We start from the raw sequence: 21,594 nt of genomic DNA on the forward strand, positions 1-21,594 counted from the left end.
CCGGCGGAGGGCACGGCGGCCCGCCGCTGCCCGGCCCTGCGATGGGACGGGCGCGCGCCCGATGCCCGGCCGCGCGGCGGGGTGGACGGGTTATGGCGGGAAAGGCGATGGGGCGTCGACACGACGGCTCCAAGTGACGGGAAGGCGGTGCGGTGATGCTCGACGTACAGCTCGGTGAGCTGCTGGGCGACGGCCCGCCCGGGGTCGGCGAGGCGCTCGACCTGGTGGCGGGGTTCGACGGCGCGCTGACGCACGGGTTCGCCCGGGTGGGCGAGGAGGCGTCCGGGGCGCTGGCCGCCCTGGCGGGGGCGCTGGCCGCGAGCCCGCTGGGCGACCGCATGGCGGAGGCCGCCGAGAAGGTGGCCGCGGGATCCGTCGGCGACGAGCACCTCGCGGCGCTGGCCGGCGGCCGGGCGGCGCTGCTGGGCGCGGTGCACGACGCGCTGCTCGCCCGGCTCGACACCGCAGTGGGCCGCCCACGCGCGGCCTGGCAGGCGGCGGAGGGCCCGAGCCGGTCCGACAACGTGCTGGCCGGATGCCGGGGCTGGCTGCGCGAGCTGGCCATCACCGGCTGGCACGGCGTCGACCACGACCTCGTCACCTCCTCCGACCAGGCCATCGAGGCGCTGCTCGGCGAGCCCGAGCTGCGCGGCCTGGCCGTGCTGCTCGACGGCCTGGCGGCCGAGCTGCGCGCCTCGTGCCCGGTGGCCACGATGGACCTGCTGCCCGCCCGCCGGTGGGGCGACCTGTGGACGCGCGCCCTGCTGCTGTCCCAGAAGGGCACCTGGCACGGCGCCGCCGAGCCGGTCTCGGGCCGGCTGCTGATCCTCGGGGCGGACGTCCACGAGCACGCCACCGTCGTGCGCGTGCAGGTCCACGGCATCCTCGAACCGGCCGGCGGCGCCCCCTCCAGGCTGGTGCGCACGAGCGTGGCGGCCGCGAAGGTCGACACGATCTCGGGCCCGTCGGTGTGGCGGCTGATGGGCGCCTACCCCGTGCTCATGGGCGCGCTGGCCGGGCACCTGAGCCTCGACATCAGCGACATGCCGCTGCTGCCGGGCGGCGACCTGGTGTGGCACGACGACCGGGCGAGCGCGGGCGAGGAGGCCGACCCGTTCGCGACCGCGCGGGTCCAGCTGGCGGAGGCCGAGGCGCCGCCCGTCCCGCCCCTCGACCGCCATCCCGTGCGCATCGCGGAGCCCGTCCTCCTGGAGGGCTACACGATCGACGGCGAGACGCTCGGCCTGGGCGGCCACTCCCTGCCGCTGGCCCTCGACCGGCTGCCGTCCTGCGGTCCCCTGACGCCGCAGCTCGTGTCGGCCTCCACCGCGTGCATCGGCCTGATGCGCTGGGACGGCGGGCGATGGCTGGTGCAGCCCCTCGCCGTACAGGCCACGGTGAAGAAGAAGCCCGTCGCCGCCCACAACGGCGACTGGGCCACCGGCCCCACCGACCCCAAGGTGGTCAAGGCCGATGCCAAGGCCGGCGACGTGGTCGCCGTGCTACGCGAGCGGGCGGGGCGGTTGCTGCGGAAATGAACGACTCACAGACCACGGCGGGCACGGGCGGCATCCCGGAGCCCGGCCAAGGCACCGGGCCGGAGGCAGGCCGAGGCACCGGGCCGGAGGTAGGCGGGGGCGGTGCCCCGGAGTACGGCGGCGCCGGGGCGGCGCGGCGGCAGGTGCTCTACTGGCGCCTGCTGTCCCGCCTGTTCGCCCCCGACGAGCAGCCCGCACTGGAGCGGGCGAGCGTGGCCATCGTCGACGACCTCGGCCTCCCGCCCGCCCTGCTCGACCCCGGCATCTCCGTCGACAACCTCGTGCAGCGCTTCCCCGGCCTGGCCGCCGAGTTCGAGGGCCTGATGGAGGAGCGGGACCACGAGGAGGGAGGCGAGGTCCGCCGCGCGGCCCTGGTCTCCAAGCTGCTGCTCAACGTGTTCGCCACCGGCCAGGGCAACGTCAGCGCCGGCCAGCTCGCTGCGTGGAAGCAGGACGCCGGCTGGTTCGAGCGCGGCATGGGCTGCGAGCCGGGCGGGCTGCGGCACGGCCGGGGCAACGGCGGCGAGGGCAACGCCGAGCTGGCCCAACTGCTCGCCGGGCTGGAGGGCGACCTGGTCAGGCGCATGCACCTGCGCGAGGTGCTCGCCGACCCGGCGCTGGCCAGGCAGCTCACGCCCAGCATGTCGCTCATCGAGCAGCTGCTGCGCGACAAGTCCAACCTGTCGGGCGTCGCGCTGGCCAACGCCAAGGCGCTGATCCGCCGCTACGTCGACGAGGTCGCCGAGGTCCTGCGTACGCAGGTGGAGCAGACGAGCGCCGGCGTCATCGACCGGTCGGTGCCGCCCAAGCGGGTCTTCCGCAACCTCGACGTCGAGCGCACGATCTGGAAGAACCTCACCAACTGGAGCCCGGACGACGAGCGGCTCTACGTCGACCGGCTCTACTACAAGCAGACCGCCCGCCGCACCACCCCGGCCCGGCTGATCGTGGTCGTCGACCAGTCGGGGTCGATGGTCGACTCGATGGTCAACTGCACCATCCTGGCGTCGATCTTCGCCGGGCTGCCCAAGGTGGACGTGCACCTCATCGCGTACGACACCAGGGCACTCGACCTGACCCCGTGGGTGCACGACCCGTTCGAGGTGCTGCTGCGTACCAACCTCGGCGGCGGCAACGACGGGCCGGTCGCGATGGCCATGGCCCGCCCGAAGATCACCGATCCGCGCAACACCGTGATGGTGTGGATCTCCGACTTCTACGAGTTCGACCGCTCGCAGCCGCTCTACGACGGCATCGAGTCGGTCCACCGCTCCGGGGTGAAGTTCATCCCCGTCGGCTCGGTCAACAGCTCGGGCCAGGAGAACGTCGAGCCGTGGTTCCGCAAGAAATTCAAGGCCCTGGGCACCCCGGTGATCTCGGGCCACATCCGCAAGCTCGTCTTCGAGCTCAAGAACTTCCTCGCTTAGGAGACCCCTCATATGAGTGACGACATGCTGCGCGCCCCCGCAGAGGTGAAGTACGCCGAAGAGCTCGACTACCTCGAGTCGATCGACGACAGCCCCAAGCCGTTCTCGTGGCGGCTCAGCCCCCGCATGATCCGGCTGTTCGTCCTCGGCTCCGAGCGCTCCGACGGGCTGGACAGGGAGATCCCGCAGAAGTGGTTCGGCGACCGCAGCTTCGTCGAGCGCAGCATCGTGACCCTGGCCTCCGACCGGGGCCTGCTGCTGATCGGCGACCCGGGCACCGGCAAGAGCTGGCTGGCCGAGCTGCTGTCCGCGGCCATCTGCCGCAACTCCACGCTCGTGGTGCAGGGCACCGCCGGCACGACCGAGGACCACATCAAATACTCCTGGAACGTCTCCATGGTCATCGCGAAGGGGCAGTCCCGCGAGTCGATGATCCCCTCGCCGATCATGACGGCCATGGAGACGGGCGTGATCGGCCGCTTCGAGGAGCTGACCCGCTCCACCAGCGACGTGCAGGACGCGCTCATCTCGATCCTGTCCGAGAAGTACGTCTCCATCCCCGAGCTCGACGACGACAACATCGTCTTCGCGCAGCCCGGCTTCTCCATCATCGCCACCGCCAACAGCCGCGACCGGGGCGTCAACGACCTGTCGTCGGCCCTCAAGCGGCGCTTCAACTTCGTCCGCATCCCCGTCGTGACGAACAAGAAGAGCGAGGCGGAGATCGTCCGCTTCCGCACGGAGGAGCTGCTGCGCAGGCACCAGATCGAGCTCGACGTGCCGCCGACGCTGCTCGACATCCTGCTGCAGAGCTTCGCTGACCTGCGCTCGGCCGCCGCGTCGGCCACCAGCGACGACGAGAAGCTGGAGTCGGCGCTGTCCACGGCCGAGCAGATCGGCGTGCTGGAGGACGCCATCCTCCACAGCAACTTCTTCGGCGACCGCACGCTGCGCGCGCAGACCCTCGCCTCGTCGCTGGTCGGCTCGCTGGCCAGGCGCAGCCCCGAGGACCTGGCCATCCTGAACAAGTACTGGCACGGCGTCGTCGAGCCCCGCAGCAAGAAGGACGGCGGGGAGTGGCCGGAGTTCCTCGAGGGCGGCCGCTCGGCCATCGCCACCCTGTCATGAGCACCCCCAAGAGCAAGCCCAAGGGGACGGGCACACCCACGGCCCCGGGTACGGGCACGGACACGGCCACGGTCATGGGGGCGTTCGACCCGCTTCGCGACCAGCTCACGCAGGCGGCGCGGGAGTTCGGCGGCGACGTCGTGTCCGGCGTCCTGACCGGGCTGGTCGACGACGTGGATCGGGCGCTGCGCGAGGAGCTGGAGATCTTCCCGGTCTGCCACCACTCACCCGCCTCGGCGCTGGCGATGGTGCGCAGGCTGCGGGAGAAGCAGCCCAAGGTCATCTATCTGGAGCTCTGCGAGGACCTCCAGCCGCTCCTGACCGAGCTGCGCAACTGCCGGCTGCCGGTGGCGGTGCAGGCGTTCGCGACCGAGATCGACGGGTTCCCCGCCTCGTGGGCGCCGCTCAGCGTCGTGGCGCCCATCACCGAGGCGTCCGCCGAGTACCAGGCCATCTCGTACGCGCTGGAGACCCCGGGCGTCGAGCTGGTGCTGGTCGACAGGTCGACGGACCACGTCTTCCAGTGGGCGCCCAAGGAGGAGCCCGCGAAGAAGGAGCACGCGGAGGAGCCCGGCCTGCACGGCGACGCCGTCGGCGTGGAGATCGGCGACCTGCGCCCGCGCTTCGCCGAGCTGGAGGAGCACCTGCTGCACCACGGCAAGGTGCGCCACTGGTCCGAGTGGTGGGACCAGTACGTCGAGCAGCCGCTCGCCGGGGCGGACTACGACACGTACCGCCAGGTCATGGTGCTGATCGGCAGCCTGTTCCGGCACCTCGACCGCGACGCGGACCGGCTGGCCGTGGACGAGGACCGCGAGCGCTACATGTGGACCAGGATGCGCGAGCACCTGTCCGCCTCGGGCGCCGACCCCGCCGACTGCCTGTACGTGTGCGGCGCCTTCCACGCGGCCAGCCGCGTCGAGCAGTTCGGGCTGGCGTCCACGGCCACCTACGAGATCAGCCCCCGTACGGGGACGAAATGGCTGTACGGGCTCATCCCGTCCAGCCACTCGGCCATCGAGGCGCAGTTCGGGCTGGCCTCGGGCTCGGTGTCGATCGCGGCGGCGTCCTGGGCCAAGTCGCTGACCCGCGGCCGGCTCACCCCGTTCCGCCTGACCGGCCAGAAGGGCGCACCGGCCGGACGCAAGGGCGGAGCGCCGGGCAAGAAAGGCGGCGCGGCCGGCCGGAAGGGTGGCGAGCCGGCGGGCTCGGTTCCCCCGGACGATGAGCTGGTGGGGCCGGATCTGCGAAGGGACGCGCCCCGAGGTGAGGTGACCGACCGGCTGAGCGGGTTCCTGTCGAAGCCGCCCGCGCTCGACGAGATGGACGAGGCCGAGCTGCTCGGCTGGAGCGTCGACATCGTCCGGCTGGCCCGCCGCAACGGCTACCTGGCCAGCACCGCCGACGCCATCGCCGTGTTCGAGACCTCGATCCTGCTCGCCGGCATGCGCAACCGGGCCAGGCCCACCCCGTACGACTTCCAGGACGCGGCCGTCACGTGCATCGAGAAGGACTCCGTGCCGGGCCGGCGCGACGTGCGGCGGTTGTGCGAGATCCTGCTCGGCGGCGACCGCGTGGGCGAGGTCGGCTACGACGCGCTGCCGCCGCTGGCCCGCGACGTCTACGACCGGCTCGAGCCGCTCGGCCTCGACCTGGAGAAGCGGACGATCCAGCGGGCGCTGCTCGACCTCAACGCCGACCCGCACCTGGCGCCCTGCTCCGACCTGCTGTGGATGCTGCGCTACCTGCTGCCGTCGGACGCCGTACGGCCCATCATGGGCGAGCGCCGGCTGGGGGAGCGCTCGATCCAGGAGAGCTGGGACGTGGCGTTCGGCAAGCACCAGCGCTCGATCATCGAGCTGGGCTACGAGGGCGTCACCATCGAGCAGGTGCTGGAGCAGCGGCTGCGCCGTGCCGCCTGGGATCCGAAGGCCACCGCGGCCGTCGCGCTCGCGGCGGTCGAGGACGCGGTGCTCTTCCTCGGCAGCTGGCGCTTCGCCGACGAGCTGGGGCAGCGGGCCGTCGAGTTGCTCGCCTCGGAGCGCTCCGTGGACGACGCGCCCGAGGTGCTGCGCAGGATCCGGCGGCTGATGGCCTACTACCGCGCCCACGAGCCGGAGCTGCCGGCCTGGTGCGAGGAGTTCGCCACCTCCGGATACGCGCAGTACTGCACCCTCCTGCCGACCGCCTTCGTGGCGGACGACGCCGGGGTGCGGCAGGTCGCGGCCATGCTGGGGTTCCTGTTCTCGATGGAGAGCCTGGCGATCTCGCTGGGCTGCGACCGGGCGCAGCTGGAGCTGGCCGTGCAGCAGTCGCATCCCGAGGCGCCGTCCAAGGTGGCCCTGCTGTGGGCCGCGCGGTCCCACCTGGGGCTGCTGTCGCGGGCGGAGCTGCGGGAGCGGTGCGACGAGCTGCTGGCCAACCCGCTGGTCGTGCCGTCGTTCCCGCTCTACATCATCGGGTTCGTCCAGGCGATGGAGCCCGTGCCGGCCTTGACCGGGTTCGTCGTGGAGGTGATCTCCAAGGCGTTCGGGCGACTGCCGGACCGGGTGCTGCTGCCGTGGCTGCCGAAGCTGATCACGGTGCTGCGGGACCAGGCCGGAGAGCTGGTGCCGGTGCTCGTGCGCGAGGCCGGGCGGACGTTCCCCGGCACGCTGGACGCCGTGGACGCCTGGGTGCCGCCCTGGTCGGCCCGCCCCGCGCCCGCCGCCTCCGCGCCCGCCGCGGTGGCCGCGTCGGGGCCGGTGGCCGAGCTGCTCCTGGGGCATCCTGCCTCGTGCGACGCGGTGGCGGGGCTGCTCGGGTGCGAGGGCTCGTGGCAGGCGCCGTCGCCTGGCGGCTCCCTCCACCGGGAGGCGGCCGCCCTCCTGACCGCCCACCCCGATCCGGCCCTGGCGGTGGCGGCCCTGCTGACGTGACGGGCTGAGGACGGTCGCGCGGGGTCGCCCGGAATCGGCGGTGCGACCCCGCCGGCTGTTCCGCCCATGACGCCCGTGCGGCGCCGCCCGGCCCCGGCCGAGATGCGCGGACCTGCTCGGGTGCGCGGGCACCGGCCGACGTTCCCCGGGCGTGTGCTGCGGTTGCCCGGAGTGTGGCGCGGCTCGAGCGTGCGGCGCTGCCCGGGGGGCGGCCTTCGGGGCGGCGGCGGAGGGTGCGCGCCGCCGCTCCCCGAGGGCGGCGCGGACGGCGTCGATGTCACGGGCGACGGACGCCGAGTCGAGGTGGTCGAAGAACGTGGGGTCGCGCCGCCGGCACTCCTCGGCCCTCTTCCTGATGGCCCGCCCCAGCCGGGCGTATTCGCGCCGGTCGCCGGGCCTGGTGAGCCACGGCCCGGTGGCGAAGCACTCCTGCGGCAGGATCCCGTACGAGGTGGCGTTGCGCGGTTCGAGGCTGACCACGTCGAACCGGTCCCGCAGCGCCGTGAAGCTCGCGCGGTAGTGCGTGAGGTCGTCGATGCCCGACCCGCCCGGCCCGCCCGGGATGCTGAACACCGTGCCGGTGGCGCGCCCGGTGGCGGGCAGCCTGGCGACCCGGATGGTGATCTTCCGGCCGTCCGGCTCCGCCCAGTCGAGCGGCACCTCGACGAACGCGCACCGCATGTCCTTCGGCCGCGCTGATGACTGCGAGTTGACATCCTCCCCTCGTGAACGAGGGGGATTCCAACGGCAACTACCTCACGAGGAGGAGGTCGCGTTGAGGTTCGCGGTTCACCGGCCCGCGCAGCGGCGTGCCTCCCCGCGCAGACACGGCATGCCCTGCCGCGTGTGCGATGTTCCTGGCCGCGTTCACGTCGGCATTGCAGGCGTATCCGCAGGATCGGCAGCGGAAGTCGGCTTGGCTCTCGCGCGCCTTCCGGTCCACGACTCCGCACGCCGAGCAACGCTGACTCGTGTACGCGGGGTTGATCTTGACGATGCGGCCCGGCGCTTTGTGCTCCAGCCGCTCCACGAGCCGGCCCCAACCGGCGGTGAGGATGCCCCGGTTCAGGCCCGCTTTCTGGCGGACGTTGCGGCCGGGCTCGGCGATAGTGCCGCGCGCCGACCGGGTCATGCCGGAGATCTTCAGGTCTTCGACGGCGATCACGTCGAAACGCCGGGCCAGGCCGGTGCTGATCTTCTCCACCCAGTCCTTGCGCCGGTCCGTCTCGCGCGCCTTCAGCCGGGCGATGGCGGCCTTGACCTTGCCGCGCCGGTTCGACCCCCGCTCGGCTCTGGCCAGCTTCCGCAGCAGCCGCAAAAGCCGCGCCTTCTCGCTGTCGCGCAGGCCGGGCACGTTCAGCATCTGGCCGGTGGACAGGGCGGCGCTCACGGCGACGCCCCGGTCCACACCGACAGTCTCGCCCGTGCCCGATGCCGGGATCGGCTCAGGGACGGCGGCGAACGCCACATGCCAGCGGCCGGCACGGTCGCGGGTGATGCGGAAGGACTTGACGCCCTGCGGGACGGCACGGGACCAGCGGAACCGGACCAATCCCACCTTGGGGATCTTGATCTCGCCGACGTTGCGGGACAGGCGGCGCACATCGCCGGGCTTGACGGCGACGATCCGGAACCCCTCACCCTGCCCGCGCTTACGCCAAGACGGCCTGCGGTGGGTCCCGGCGAAGAAGTTCGACATGGCCTGCGCGAAGTCCTTCAACGCCTGCTGCTGAACGATGATCGACCCGGCGCGCAGCCACTCGTTCTCGGCGCGCGCCTCGGTGAGCTGGCGGCACTGCTCGGCGAACCCCGGCGCGCTCTTGCGGCCCGGCTTCCAATGCTCGTGCTGCTCAACCGAGAGATTCCACACGAACCGGGCATGCCCGCAATGCTCCAGCAGCGCCGCCTCTTGGGCAGGCGTGGGCTGAAGCCGGTAGCGGGACATGCCGATCAACCTACCGACCGCCACCGACAGAACCAGGAGGCCAGCATGCCCAGCCGTTCCACGTTTCCTCCCCGCCCTGAAGGACGAGGCATCCACGCTGCAGGTGCTTAGTGATGCATGGCTTCCACGCTCGCGTCCCGGGGGCCGGATCTCCATCGTGCTGCGACCCGTTCCGGAGGTGGTGCCGGCACTACCTCACCGATCAGTGCGTGACCGGCGCTACCTGGCCGGTCCGTGCGCTGCTGGAACCGCGTTCCCGGCCCGTGCGGGCCGGCAGCCCGGCCGGCCCGCGCGGTGTCCCTGTTGCCGGTGTCGCGTCCCCTTTCTCCTCGGCGCCCAAAGGCGATCACCGCTCACACCCGGAGATACGCGCCGTACGCGAGAAGGGTTCAGATCACGGCCGCTTCCGCGGGGCGGCGCCGTGGACGACGCGCGGCGGGTGGCCGCCGTACAGCTGGCTGATCGTGACGAACCGGTAGCCGCGCCTGGACAGGGTCCGCAGCACGCGCGGGATCGCCCGCACCGTCGTGGGGTGGATGTCGTGGAACAGGACGACGCTGCCGGGGCGCACTGACCGGAGCGCCCGGCGGGCCACCACGGCGCTGTCGCGGAACCGCCAGTCGAGGGTGTCCACGCTCCACAGCACGAAGGGACGGGAGGTCTGCGCGCGTACGACCCTGTCGAACGCCCCGTACGGCGGGCGGACCAGCCGTGGCACGACCCCGGTGGCCGCCTTGACCGCCACGTCGGTGCGCCCCAGCTGCGAGCGGATCCCGGCGGCGGACCGCCTGGTCAGGTCGGGGTGCGACCAGGTGTGGTTGCCGATCTCGTGCCCGGCCTCGACCGTGTGGCGCAGGACGCCGGGGTACGTGACGACGTTGAGCCCCACGACGAAGAACGTGGCGCGGGCGTGGTATTTCGCGAGATGGCGCAGCAGCGTGCCGGTGTAGGGGCCGGGACCGTCGTCGAACGTCAGCGCCACGCACTTGGCGTGGCGGCAGTCGACGGACGGCCGTGGCGGGGAGGCCGAGGCGGCGGCACCGGGTAGGGACACCGGCTCGAGGAACGCCCCCGACGGCGCGCCGGGCAGGACGGCGAGCGCCGTGGCGGTCGTGGAGACGGCCGCCGCCGGCCCGAACAGCGTTACGTCCCACTCCAGGGAGTGGGCGCCGGCCGGGGAAGGAGGGAAGGGGGTTTCGGCCGGTACGCCGACGGCCGGCCGGGGCGAGCCCGTGGCCGGGGCCGCCGTGCCGTACGTCGCCGCCGCCAGCATCACCGCGGTGAACACCCGGGCCGTGGCCCGCGTCGTACCGATGCCCATCGAACCCCCCTGCGCGCACCGCCCCCGGCGCGTCTCCCCACGCGTGACGGTCCCTGGCGGGGACCGTTCCAGGAGATTGGACAACCGCCGCCCGCACCTGGTTCGCGGACGGCGGAGATCCGGTCCGGTCCGGTGCTCAGCGCGACCAGGAGCGCTGGACGGCGTCGCGCACGCGGCGGCGGGACGGGGGAGGGACGTCGCCGTTGACCCGCGCCGGCAGGGCGGGCAGGGCGGGCGGCACGAGCACCGCGGACTCCTCGTCCGTCACCGGCCGCTCGACCTCGGCGAACGCGCCGTCCGGGCCGCGCACGATCACGCCGGTCTCCACCCCGTGGGTGAGCGTGTGCCGGTCGCGGGCCTGCAGGCCGAGGCAGATCCGCCGCGCGATCACGAACCCCAGCACGGGCCCCGCCAGGACCAGCACCCGGAAGATCCAGGTGGTGGTGTACAGCGAGATGTGGAAGGCCGAGGCGAGCACGTCGTTGCCGCCCGCCATCCAGAGCACGCCGTAGTAGACGATCCCCGCGACCCCGAGCCCCACCCGCGACGGGACCTCGCGCGGCCGGTCGAGGAGGTGGTGGATGGCGTGGTCGCGGGTGATCCACCGCTCCAGGAACGGGTAGAGGGCCAGCCCGGTGAACAGCAGGCCCGGCGCCGCCAGGGCGGGGATCAGCACGCTCATCGTCACCGTGTGCCCGAATACGGTGAGCTCCCACGGCGGCATGATCCGCAGCGCGCCCTCCAGGAAGCCCATGTACCAGTCGGGCTGGGAGCCCGCGCTGATGGTGCTGGGCGCGTACGGGCCGTACAGCCAGACGGGGTTGATCTGGAACACGGTGGCGAGACCGGCCACCACCGCAGTCACCCACAGGAAGAACACCGTCGTCTTCGCCAGGAACGCCGGGAAGAACGGCGCGCCCCGCACCACGCCGTCGTGCAGCCCCTTCGCCCTGAACTGGGTGTGCGTCTGCCGCCAGGTCAGCACCACGGCGTGCAGCGGCAGGAGCAGGAGCAGCAGGCCGGGGATCAGCAGGACGTGCAGGCTGAAGAGCCTCGCTATGATGTCCGCGCCGGGGAACTCGCCGCCGAACAGGAACATCGCGAGGTACGTGCCCACCAGCGGGACCGAGATCGTCACCCCGTGCAGGATCCGCAGCCCGGCGCCGGACAGCAGGTCGTCGGGGAGCGAGTAGCCGAACAGCCCGTTGAACATCACCAGCACGAACAGCGCCACGCCGATCAGCCAGTTGAGGTCGCGGGGCTTGCGGAAGGCGCCGGTGAAGAAGTTGCGCAGCAGGTGGATGACGATGGCGCCGAGGAAGACGAGCGTGGCCCAGTGGTGCATCTGCCGCATCAGCAGGCCGCCGCGCACCTCGAAGGTGATGTCCAGGGTGGACGCGTACGCCTCGCTCATCTTCACGCCGCGGAGCGGGGCGTAGGCGCCGTCGTAGAGGACCTCCTGCATGCTCGGTTTGAAGAAGAAGGTGAGGAAGACCCCGGTGATCAGGACGATCACGAAGGCGTACAGGGCGATCTCCCCCAGCAGGAAGGTCCAGTGATCAGGGAAGACCTTGCGCATCGCCTTCTTGAGGAACCCGGCTCCGCCGAGCCGGTCGTCGAGTGCCTTGGCCAGTGAGCTGCCCTTCATCGCCATCCCGCCTACGCATGGTTCGTCATGTCACCCACATGACGAAATGCGATGAGGATTTGTGACGTCAGGCGAAGCGTTCGACGGTGACCGGGATCGGGCCCCGCTCGCGTACGGCCTGCCGGTGGTGCTGCAGCAGATTCCCGAGCGCCGGGCCGGCCTCGTGGGCGGCGGTCACGTCCACGCACCACGCGATGCCCGCGCCGATCCGGCGCAGCTCCCAGGTGCAGCCGCCGCCCGACGCCCGGCCGGGCACGCGCGGGTCGCCGGTGGGCTCCAGCCGCAGGGCCGCGCGGGCCTGGGCCAGCCCGTCCCCGTGGAAGTCGCCGGCGAACAGGATGCGGTAGCGGCGCGCGTCCGGCGTGGTGCCGAGGTCGAGCGGGGCGGACGCGGGCAGGGCCTGGCGGTGGCGGAAGTGCGCGCGCAGGTGCTCCTCGGCGGGGAGTTCGCCGCCGCCGAGCCGGGCGTACGCCCGCGCCGCGGCGCTCCGGTCCACCGCGCTCACCCGCGCGCGGAGCGCCGCGTCGGAGCGCACCTCGCGGCTCAGCCCGGGCGCGCTGGACCAGGGGACGTCCGGGGCCCACACGGCGCTGTCGATGCCGGCGGCGGTGTGGTCGTCGTGGAGCACGAACTCCTCCACCAGGATCCGGGCGTCTGAGATCAGGTAGTAGTCCACCCGTCCCATGATGGCGGCGGGCCGGCCGTTCCTTTGCATGGCCGTGGCAGTTCGGGGCAGAAGCCCTCGGGATCACCAATCGACGGTCTAGTCTGAAATCTACCTATTTGTCAGGCACGGGAGGCATCGGCGATGCGGAACGGCCGGACCATACTCGTCAGCACGTTCACGGCGGCGCTGCTCCTCGCCGCCGGATGCACGTCGGGTGGCACGGGCACCCCGGACGGCTCGGGCGCGCAGCCCGGGAAGACCCAGGAGCAGGGCCCGGTGGCCAAGCTGTCGATCACGCCTGCCGACGGCGCGGAGAAGGTCCGCCCGGACACCGGGATCAGCGTCAAGGTCACCGGCGGCAAGGTCACCGGGGTGACCGTCGAGGACGCCAAGGGCCGGAAGGTGCGCGGGAGCGCCGGCGCGGACGGGACCTGGCGGCCCCGGTGGCCGCTGCGGCCCTCGACCGCGTACACGGTGAGCGCGCAGGCCACCGGCACGGACGGCAAGCAGGTCACCGCGCGGTCCGCGTTCACCACGCTCAAGCCGAAGCGGGTGCTGGAGAGCGGCATGGCGCCGCTGGACGGCGAGAAGGTCGGCGTCGGGATGCCGGTCCAGCTCCTGCTGTCGAAGCCGGTGACCGACCACGACCACCGCGCCGCGATCGAGCGGGCGCTGGTCGTGCGGATGTCCGAGCCGGTCGAGGGCGCGTGGAGCTGGGTGAGCGACCGGCAGGTCCAGTTCAGGCCGCGCGAGTACTGGCCGGTCGGCGAGAAGGTCACGGTGGTCGCGCACCTGGCCGGGCTGCGGGCCGGGCGCGACCTGTGGGGCACCAAGGACCGCAGCCTGACGTTCACCGTGGGCCCCGAGCACATCACCAAGGTCAGCAACGCCACCCACCAGGCCGTCGTGCGGGAGAACGGCAAGGTCGTCAAGACCATCCCCGTCAGCCTGGGCAAGCCGGGCGACGACAGCTACTCCGGCATCATGATCGCCCAGGAGAAGTCCGAGGAGACCATCATGGACTCCGCCACCATCGGCAAGCCGGGCGAGTACCGCATCCGTACCAAGTGGAACGTCCGCATGACCTACAGCGGCACGTTCTTCCACGCCGCGCCCTGGTCGACCGGCGCGCAGGGCAGCCGCAACGTCAGCCACGGCTGCGTGAACGCCAGCCCGGCCAACGCCCGCTGGTTCTACGAGTTCACCCAGCGGGGGGACATCATCGAGGTGACGGGGACGTCGCGGAAGCTGCAGTTCGGCAACGGGCCGACGCCGTGGGCCAAGTCGTGGGAGGACTGGCTGGCGGGCAGCGCCCTGGGCAAGCCGGTGAACGGGTAGGCACCGGGTGAGTCCCGGCGTCCTCGCTCGTCGTGACGCAGACTGAAGGTGTCATCGCCGTCGAGGGAAGGCGTCGTGATAGAGCGTGCCGAATGACGGAACCGGGCGGGGGCTGATCCGGCTGCCCGCCGTGGCCCTGTGGCTGCTGGTCTGGGTGCTGAACGTCTACGAGTTCATGCTGACGTTCTAGCCCGCTCCGGCAGCCCGCGCGTCGCGATGCCGCCGTGGCACGCGCCCGATGATCACTCGCCCGAGGAGGGCGATCCGGAAGCCTCGCCGCCCAGGCCGGCGAGCCGGGCGAAGGACTCCTCGACCACCTCCGGCAGCCTGGCCGGGTCGTCGGCCACCCGCATCGCGGTGTAGAGGCAGGCCAGCGACACCTGCGTGGCCAGCGTCGCCGCCTCCGGGGTCGCGCCGTGCTCGGTCAGCACGTCGACGATCATGGCTGCCTCCTGCTGCTGTTTCAGCAGCAGCCGCGCCATCAGCTCGGGATGGCGGCGCAGCAGCCGGGCGTGCACGGCCGACCGCTCGGGCGCGGCCGTCCAGCCGGTGAGGCCCTCGCGGGTGGCCGCCCTGATGGCGCCGAGCGCGTCGGCCAGCGAGTCGCCGATGGGCGCCCGCCGCTCGGCCTCCCGCCGCAACGTGCCGACCAGCGCCGCGATGGTCCGCTCGTCGTCGGCGAACACGACCTCCTGCTTGTCGCCGAAATAGCGGAAGAACGTCGTGCGCCCGACCTCGGCCCGCTCCGCGATCTCCGTCACGGTCACGTCGTCGAACCCGCGCTCGCCGAACAGCTCGTAGGCGGCCGCGATGATCGCGTTTCTGGCCTTCTGCCGCTTGCGTTCCTGGAGTGACTCGGCCGGCATGCCGCCAGTCTATCCCGATGGAACTCGATACAGTATGGTACTCAGTACCTACAGGAACCGAGTTCGGCAAGAGACGTGCCGGGGACCGGTGGCCGGGCTGCCGCCCCGAGGCATGAGCCAAGGAGGCTGACACATGGAAGAGCAGTCACAGGACGACGGAGTGTCGCGCCGCGGCTTCCTGCTGACCTCCGCCGCCGCGGCGGCGCTGGCGGCGACCGCGGAGAACCCGCGCCCGGCGGCGGCCGCCGCCACCGCCGCGCCCGCAGAGGTCGTGGAGGTCGCTCTGGAGGTGAACGGCAAGGCGCGCACGCTCGCCCTCGACCCGCGGGTCACGCTGCTGGACGCGCTGCGCGAGCGGCTCGACCTGACCGGCACCAAGAAGGGCTGCGACCGCGGCCAGTGCGGCGCGTGCACCGTGCACGTGGACGGACGGCGGGTGCTGTCGTGCCTCACGCTCGCGGCCGGCCTCGGCGGCAAGGCCGTGACCACCGTCGAGGGGCTGGCCGAGGGGGACCGGCTGCATCCGGTGCAGCGGGCGTTCGTGGCGTGCGACGGGCTCCAGTGCGGGTTCTGCACGCCGGGGCAGGTCATGTCCGCCGTCGCGCTGATCGAGGAGGGGCACGCGGGGTCGGAGGCGGAGATCCGCGAGTACATGTCCGGAAATATCTGTCGTTGCGGTGCGTATCAGCAGATCGTGCAGGCGGTGCGGATGGCGAAGGAGGAGGCGTGATGCGGCCGTACACGTACGCCGCCGCGCGCAGCGTGGGCGAGGCGCTGGAGCGGGCCGGAGACGGATCCGCCTACCTGGCGGGCGGGACGACGCTGGTCGACCTGATGAAGCTGGAGGTGGTCAGCCCCGCGCACGTCGTCGACATCACCGCCGTGCCGCTGCGCGGCATCCGGCGCGGTCCCCGGGGCCTGTTCATCGGGGCCATGGAGCGCATGGCGGACGTGGCCGGGCACCACCTGGTCGCGGAGCCGTACCCGGTGGTGGCCGAGGCGCTGCGCCAGAGTGCCTCCCCGCAGATCAGGAACATGGCCACCATCGGCGGCAACCTGCTGCAGCGCACCCGCTGCGGCTACTTCCGCGACCCGGCCACCCCCTGCAACAGGCGCGAGCCCGGCTCGGGCTGCCCGGCCGTCGACGGGCACAACCGCTCGCACGCCATCCTCGGCACCAGCGACGCCTGCGTCGCCACCCACCCCAGCGACCTGGCCGTCGCGCTCACCGCGCTCGACGCCCGGCTGTCGCTGCGCGGCGCGGGCGGCGAGCGCACGCTACGGCTGGCCGACTTCTACCGGCTGCCCGGCGGCACCCCGCACCTGGAGAACGAGTTACGGCCCGGGGAGCTGATCACGGGCGTGACCGTGCCCGCGCTGCCGTGGGCGCGCAGGTCCACGTACGTGAAGGTGCGCGACCGCCGATCCTACGAGTTCGCGCTGTGCTCCGCCGCCGTCGCCGTGCACGTGAAGGGCGGCGTGATCCGCGAGGCCCGCGTCGCGGCGGGCGGCGTGGGCACCAGGCCGTGGCGGCTGCCCGCCGTCGAGGAGGCGCTGAGGGGCCGCCCGATGCGGACGGAGACGTTCGAGGCCGCGGTGGCGCACGCCGCCGACGGGGCCAGGCCGCTCGCCCGCAACGCCTTCAAACCGGCGCTGCTGCGCCGCACCATCGTCCGCGCACTCGTCCACCTGGCAGGCTGACATGGCACGACCTTCGATGGACCGGATCGACGCCCGCGCCAAGGTCACCGGCGCGGCCAGATACTCCGCCGATCACAAGCTGCCCGGCATGGTCCACGGGCACCTGGTGACCAGCACGATCGCCAGGGGTCGCGTCGTCTCGATGGACCTGGACGCCGCCCGCGCCGCCGGAGGCGTGGTCGAGATCTACACGCCCGACCACCGGCCGGCGTTCCAGGGTGCGCTGACCGGGCTCGCCGCCGTCTTCGCGGAGACCCGGCCCCCGCTGGCCGACCGCGAGGTCCACTACCACGGCCAGATCGTCGCGCTGGTCCTCGCCGAGACCGTCGAGCAGGCCCGCGACGCCGCGGCGCTGATCAGGGTGACGTACGAGGCGCAGCCCCCGAACTCCTCCTTCGAGGACGCCAAGGAGCACGCCGTGAGCCCGCCCAGCGTCCCCGGGCTGCCGCTGGGGGTGCCGATCAAGGAGCCGGAGAACGTGGACATCAAGGCCGCGCTGGCCGCCAGCGAGGTCACGATCGAGCGCACCTACGAGATCCCGCCCAGGCACCACTCCATGATGGAGCCGCACGCGGCCGTGGCGGTCTGGCAGGACGGCAGGCTGACGATCTACAGCGGCACGCAGGGGCCCGCCGCGCACGCGATGGAGCTGTCCGGGGTGCTCGGCGTGGAGCAGGCCGACGTGCACGTGATCAGCCCGTACGTGGGCGGCGGCTTCGGCGGCAAGGCGTTCACGTGGGCGCCCGCCATGCTGGCCGCCGCGGCCGCCAGGGAGCTCGGCCGCCCCGTCAAGGTGGTGACCGGCCGCGAGCAGCTCTTCACCGTGACCGGGCACCGGGCGGCGTCCTCGCAGACGTTCGCGCTCGGCGCGCGCAGGGACGGTCGGCTGAACGCGATCGAGCACGCCACGATCAGCCAGAGCCTGGGGGAGGACCCCGGCTACCGCACCACCCCCAAGTACTACGCCGCGCCGAACGTCCACATCAGCATGAAGATCACCCCGGGCCTCGACCTGCCCACCGCCACGATCATGCGCGCACCGGGAGACGAGTCCGGCTCCTTCGCGCTGGAGTGCGTGATGGACGAGCTGGCCGAGGAGCTCGGCATGGACCCCATCGAGCTGCGCATGCGCAACTACCTGGAGTCGACGCTGAAGGGGAAGCTGCCGTACTCCAGCAAGCACCTCGACGAGTGCTACCGCGTGGGCGCCGAGCGCTTCGGCTGGAGCCGCCGCGGCGAGCGCCCGGGCGCGGTCACCGACGGTGAGTGGCAGGTCGGCATGGGGATGGCGACCGCCGTCCTGGACGCAGGGCGGGCGCCCACGACGGTGCGGGTGGCCTTCCGCCCGAACGGCACCGCCACCGTGGGCAACGCCACCTCCGACGCGGGCACCGGCATGTGGACGGTCATGGCCATGACCGGGGCCCGCGCCCTGGGGCTGCCCGCCGACCGGATCAGGCCCGCGCTCGGCGACTCCGCGCTGCCCTTCGCCGGTTCCAGCGACATCTACGGCGCGGTCGGCTCGGCCGCCACCGCGACCGTGACGCCCGCGATCCTGACGGCCGCGCGGGAGGCGATCGCGAAGCTGGCCGAGCACGCCGCCACGGCTGAGGGCTCGCCGCTGCGCGGCGCGGACGACGTCCGGTACGCGGAGGGCAGGCTGACCGGAGGCGGGAAGGCGGTCACGTTCGGCGAGCTGCTCACCCTGACCGGGACGGCGGAGGTCGGCGCGCAGGGGACCAGCGCGGATCTGGACACGACGCACGCCTACGCCTCGTACGCCGCGCACTTCTGCGAGGTCAGGGTCAACCGGTGGACCGGCGAGCCGCTCCTGTCGCGGTTCACGACCGTGGTGGACGCCGGCGCCATCCTCAACGCGAAGACCGCGCGCGGCCAGATCACCGGCGGCGTGCTGTTCGGGCTGGCCGCGGCGATGTGCGAGGAGGGCCGGGTCGAGGGCGCCACCGGCCGGATCTCGAACGCCAACCTCGCCGACTACCTGCTGCCCGTCAACGCGGACACGGTCGAGTTCGACGTGCACTTCCTCGACCACCCCGACACCCGGCTCAGCCCGACGGGGGCGCGCGGCATCGGCGAGCTCGGCACGGTCGGGGCCGCCGCCGCCTTCGCCAACGCCGTCCACAACGCCACCGGCAGGCGCGTCAGGACCCTGCCCATCACCCCCGACAAACTGCTCGCCTGACCCGATAGGGGAGACTCTCACCAGACTCGTCTGATGAGAATGAGGAGCAGGCATGCACATCGTACGGTTCGTCAGCCCCCTGACCGACGCGCCCGCGGTCGGCGTGGACGACGGCGAGCGGGTGGTGGAGCTGACCGGCGTCACCACCGTGGCCGAGCTGCTGCGGCTGCCGGTCGAGGGGCTGCGGGAGCGGGTGGACGGGGCGGACGGTCCCGAGCACCCCTCCGGGTCCGTGCGCAAGCTCGCGCCCGTGGACGGGCTGACGGAGGTCTGGGCGGCCGGGGTGACGTACCGGCGCTCGCGCGAGGCGCGGGTGCTGGAGAGCGAGCGCGCCTCCGACGTGTACGAGCTGGTCTACGACGCCGAGCGGCCCGAGCTGTTCTTCAAGTCGGTGGCCTGGAAGGTCTCGGGCCACGGCGGGCGCATCGCGGTGCGCTCCGACTCGGAGATCGACGTGCCCGAGCCGGAGCTGGGCCTCGTGCTGAACGCCGCCGGCGAGATCGTCGGCTACACGGTGGTCGACGACGTCAGCTCGCGCACGATCGAGGGCGTCAACCCGCTCTACCTGCCGCAGGCCAAGATCTACCTGGGCGCGTGCGCGGCGGGCCCGGCGATCAGGCCCGCGTGGGAGGTGCCCGACCCGTACGCGCTGGACATCACGCTCAGCATCGCCAGGGACGGCGAGACGGTCTGGGACGGCAAGGCGTCCACCTCGCAGCTGAACCGGCGTCTGGACGACCTGGCGGGCTACCTCTTCCGCGCCGACGTCTTCCCCGACGGCGCGGTGCTGGCCACCGGCACCTGCCTGGTGCCCGACCTGCCGTTCACGCTGCGGGACGGCGACGCGGTGACGATCGGCATCTCCGAGATCGGCACCCTGACCACCACCGTGGTCAGGGGCCTGGAGGCGATGCGCGGCTAGCCCCGCTCCGTCACGGCCATCTCGCCGAGCTCGGACCAGCCCTCCTGCGGGACGGTGGTGTTGACGATGCGCGGCGTCTCGGCGAGGTGGGGCGGCAGCGTCTGCTGGGCCTGCTTGAAGTGGTCCGACTGCACGTGCGCCGCCCCGGCCGCGTCGTCGCGGAACGCCTCCACCAGGACGTATTCGGCCGGGTCGTCGAGGCTGCGCGACCAGTCGAACCACAGGCAGCCCGGCTCCGCCCGGGTCGCCGCGGTGAAGTCGGCGGTGATCTCCGGCCAGCGGTCGGCGTGTTCGGGCAGGACGCGGAACTTCGCGGTAATGAAGATCATCGGGCTTGACTCCTTGGGTGCGTGTAGGCCGACTCTATCGATGCGGCCGCCGTACGAGGTCCATGGCAAAGTGGTGGGGGAGGCTCTCCGGAGCCCGGGCTTTCCAGAATTTCCTACCAAATGCGTGGGACAATGGGAGGGTGAGTCTGGACAGGATCCGCGCGTCGAGCGCCCGAGCCGATTCCCCGCTGGCCGCCGCCGTCCTGGCGGGCGAGTGGATCCGGTCCGCCGCGGCCGACGACGAGCACGGCAGGCGCTGGGCGGCCAATCCCGACCGGCGCGACGGCTCGGCGGTCACCCCCGAGCCCTGGTCGCTCTACTCGGGGGCCTCCGGCATCGTCCTGTTCTTCCTGGAACTGGCCGCCGCCACCGGCGAGGAGGCGTACCTGGAGGACGCCGCCGCCGGGGCGCGCCGGCTCGCCGCCACCTGGCGCGAGCAGGGCGACCTCAGCCTCTACCACGGGCTGGCCGGCACGATGCTCGCGCTCATGGAGGCGGGCTGGGCGCTCGGCGAGGGCGGCTTCGAGTCCGAGGCGGCGGCCATCGCCGACCTGATCGTCCGCAGGGGCCGCGAGTCCGGCACCGGAAGCGTCGGCTGGTCGCGCGATCCCGCCCAGCGGGGCGAGGGCGGCATCATCCTCGGCCTGCTGCGGGCCGCCGCCCACCTCGGCGTGCCCGCGTACGAGGAGGCGGCCGTCGAGGCCGGGCTGCGCATCGCCCGGCTGCCGGTCCCTGGCCACCAGTTCGGCGACTGCGCCGACCTGCCCGTGGACGCCGTCACGCCCGGCTTCCTGGCCGGCACGTCCGGGACGGCGTTCCTGCTCGCCCGCCTGTACGGAGTGACCGGCGACGAGCGGTTCCTGCTCGCCGCGCGCAGCGGGGCGGCCTTCGTCCGCGAGGTCAGCGTCGTGACCGGCGGCTGCGCCGTCGTGCCGCACCACGTGCCGCACGCCCGCGGGCTGCACTACCTCGGCTTCTGCTCCGGCTCGGCCGGTGTGGCCAGGATGTTCTACGAGCTGCACCGCGTGGGCGGCGACCCCGGTGACCTGGAGTGGGTGGAGCGCCTGGCCCGCGGCGTCGTCAAGAGCGGCGTGCCGCGGCGCCGCACCGAGGGCTACTGGGACGTGGCCTGCCAGTGCTGCGGCACCGCGGGCCTGGTCGAGCTGTTCGTGGGGCTGTGGGCGGCGACGGGGGAGCGCGACCACCTGGAGTACGCCCGGCTGCTCGCCACCGACCTGATCGGCCGGGCCACCGGCGATGACGGGCGCGGCTACCGCTGGTACCAGGCGTACCGGCGGCTGCGGCCGCGCGAGGTGAGCGCCGACACCGGCTACATGGTGGGCGCGGCCGGCATCGGCGCCGCGCTGCTGCACCTCGACGCGGCGGGCCGGGGCGACCGGCCGCGCCGCGTCATCCTGCTGCCCGACAACCCGTTCCCGGTCATCCCGCTGCCCACGTCCGCGCTGCGCTGAACCCCGTCCGCCCGCGCCGTCGTCCACCCATGAGTGATTCATGTATATCTGGTAGGAAATATTGACTTCATGGCCCGGGGATCGTAGTTTCGTGGTCATGGGCCTCCACCTGACCACGCGCCCGCACGTGGACTTCGGTCACGTCGCCAGCGCGCAGTGTCGCTGATCACG

Annotated in this window: 17 protein-coding genes; 11 read left to right on the plus strand and 6 right to left on the minus strand. The window is 72.7% G+C overall.

Annotation, left to right across the window (positions count from 1 at the left end; translation table 11 throughout):
- Positions 1–155 precede the first annotated feature (155 nt).
- The 5 genes from FH608_RS10675 (at position 156) to FH608_RS10695 (ending at position 7,531) form a co-directional block, all read left to right on the plus strand.
- Entirely contained in the window at positions 156–1,538 is a 1,383-nt protein-coding gene (locus FH608_RS10675) for a hypothetical protein (RefSeq protein ID WP_139630439.1), read from the plus strand.
- Positions 1,535–2,965, plus strand: a complete 1,431-nt coding sequence (locus FH608_RS10680) for a VWA domain-containing protein (RefSeq protein ID WP_139630255.1) — start codon at positions 1,535–1,537, stop codon at positions 2,963–2,965. The genes FH608_RS10675 and FH608_RS10680 overlap by 4 nt, the downstream gene beginning before the upstream one ends.
- Positions 2,966–2,977: 12 nt before the next feature.
- Positions 2,978–4,093 (plus strand): ATP-binding protein, encoded by a 1,116-nt coding sequence (locus FH608_RS10685; RefSeq protein ID WP_139630256.1) that lies wholly within the window; start codon positions 2,978–2,980, stop codon positions 4,091–4,093.
- Between the two features lie 74 nt (positions 4,094–4,167).
- On the plus strand, positions 4,168–7,011 hold the full coding sequence (locus tag FH608_RS10690; RefSeq protein ID WP_139630440.1) for a DUF5682 family protein: 2,844 nt from the start codon (positions 4,168–4,170) through the stop codon (positions 7,009–7,011).
- Between the two features lie 274 nt (positions 7,012–7,285).
- Complete coding sequence (locus FH608_RS10695) at positions 7,286–7,531, plus strand: hypothetical protein (RefSeq protein WP_139630257.1); 246 nt, start codon at positions 7,286–7,288, stop codon at positions 7,529–7,531.
- A 231-nt stretch (positions 7,532–7,762) separates the two neighbouring features.
- Here the strand turns inward: FH608_RS10695 and FH608_RS10700 are convergent, their stop codons facing one another.
- The 4 genes from FH608_RS10700 to FH608_RS10715 form a co-directional block, all read right to left on the minus strand.
- A complete protein-coding gene (locus FH608_RS10700; RefSeq protein ID WP_139630258.1) occupies positions 7,763–8,956 on the minus strand; it encodes an RNA-guided endonuclease InsQ/TnpB family protein in 1,194 nt (397 codons plus the stop codon).
- Between the two features lie 394 nt (positions 8,957–9,350).
- Positions 9,351–10,277, minus strand: a complete 927-nt coding sequence (locus tag FH608_RS10705) for a polysaccharide deacetylase family protein (RefSeq protein ID WP_226899265.1) — start codon at positions 10,275–10,277, stop codon at positions 9,351–9,353.
- 136 nt (positions 10,278–10,413) lie between these two features.
- Positions 10,414–11,925 carry a cytochrome bc1 complex cytochrome b subunit gene (gene qcrB, locus FH608_RS10710; protein ID WP_226899267.1) on the minus strand — a complete coding sequence of 504 codons (1,512 nt, stop codon included), beginning with the start codon at positions 11,923–11,925 and terminating at the stop codon, positions 10,414–10,416.
- A gap of 67 nt (positions 11,926–11,992) precedes the next feature.
- Positions 11,993–12,601 (minus strand): hypothetical protein, encoded by a 609-nt coding sequence (locus tag FH608_RS10715; protein ID WP_139630260.1) that lies wholly within the window; start codon positions 12,599–12,601, stop codon positions 11,993–11,995.
- A 132-nt stretch (positions 12,602–12,733) separates the two neighbouring features.
- Here FH608_RS10715 and FH608_RS10720 point away from each other — a divergent pair, with 132 nt between their 5' ends.
- Entirely contained in the window at positions 12,734–13,930 is a 1,197-nt protein-coding gene (locus FH608_RS10720) for a L,D-transpeptidase (protein WP_139630261.1), read from the plus strand.
- 242 nt (positions 13,931–14,172) lie between these two features.
- On the opposite strand, the gene FH608_RS10725 is transcribed toward FH608_RS10720, so the two are convergent.
- Entirely contained in the window at positions 14,173–14,796 is a 624-nt protein-coding gene (locus FH608_RS10725; protein WP_139630262.1) for a TetR/AcrR family transcriptional regulator, read from the minus strand.
- Between the two features lie 133 nt (positions 14,797–14,929).
- Here FH608_RS10725 and FH608_RS10730 point away from each other — a divergent pair, with 133 nt between their 5' ends.
- The 4 genes from FH608_RS10730 to FH608_RS10745 are packed head-to-tail and all read left to right on the plus strand — an operon-like array spanning position 14,930 to position 19,622.
- On the plus strand, positions 14,930–15,526 hold the full coding sequence (locus tag FH608_RS10730) for a (2Fe-2S)-binding protein (RefSeq protein WP_139630263.1): 597 nt from the start codon (positions 14,930–14,932) through the stop codon (positions 15,524–15,526).
- Complete coding sequence (locus tag FH608_RS10735) at positions 15,526–16,497, plus strand: FAD binding domain-containing protein (RefSeq protein WP_139630442.1); 972 nt, start codon at positions 15,526–15,528, stop codon at positions 16,495–16,497. The genes FH608_RS10730 and FH608_RS10735 overlap by 1 nt, the downstream gene beginning before the upstream one ends.
- Position 16,498: 1 nt before the next feature.
- Complete coding sequence (locus tag FH608_RS10740) at positions 16,499–18,700, plus strand: xanthine dehydrogenase family protein molybdopterin-binding subunit (protein ID WP_226899269.1); 2,202 nt, start codon at positions 16,499–16,501, stop codon at positions 18,698–18,700.
- A gap of 52 nt (positions 18,701–18,752) precedes the next feature.
- Positions 18,753–19,622 carry a fumarylacetoacetate hydrolase family protein gene (locus tag FH608_RS10745; RefSeq protein ID WP_139630264.1) on the plus strand — a complete coding sequence of 290 codons (870 nt, stop codon included), beginning with the start codon at positions 18,753–18,755 and terminating at the stop codon, positions 19,620–19,622.
- Here the strand turns inward: FH608_RS10745 and FH608_RS10750 are convergent.
- Positions 19,619–19,951, minus strand: a complete 333-nt coding sequence (locus FH608_RS10750) for a putative quinol monooxygenase (protein WP_139630265.1) — start codon at positions 19,949–19,951, stop codon at positions 19,619–19,621. The two genes, FH608_RS10745 and FH608_RS10750, sit on opposite strands and share 4 nt — an antisense overlap.
- A 140-nt stretch (positions 19,952–20,091) precedes the next feature.
- Between FH608_RS10750 and FH608_RS10755 the strand changes: the two genes are divergently transcribed.
- Positions 20,092–21,423: a lanthionine synthetase LanC family protein gene (locus FH608_RS10755; RefSeq protein WP_139630266.1), complete on the plus strand. Its 1,332-nt coding sequence runs from the start codon at positions 20,092–20,094 to the stop codon at positions 21,421–21,423.
- The last annotated feature ends 171 nt before the right edge of the window (positions 21,424–21,594 follow it).

This window comes from Nonomuraea phyllanthi (assembly GCF_006334985.2).
GTDB lineage: Bacteria > Actinomycetota > Actinomycetes > Streptosporangiales > Streptosporangiaceae > Nonomuraea > Nonomuraea phyllanthi.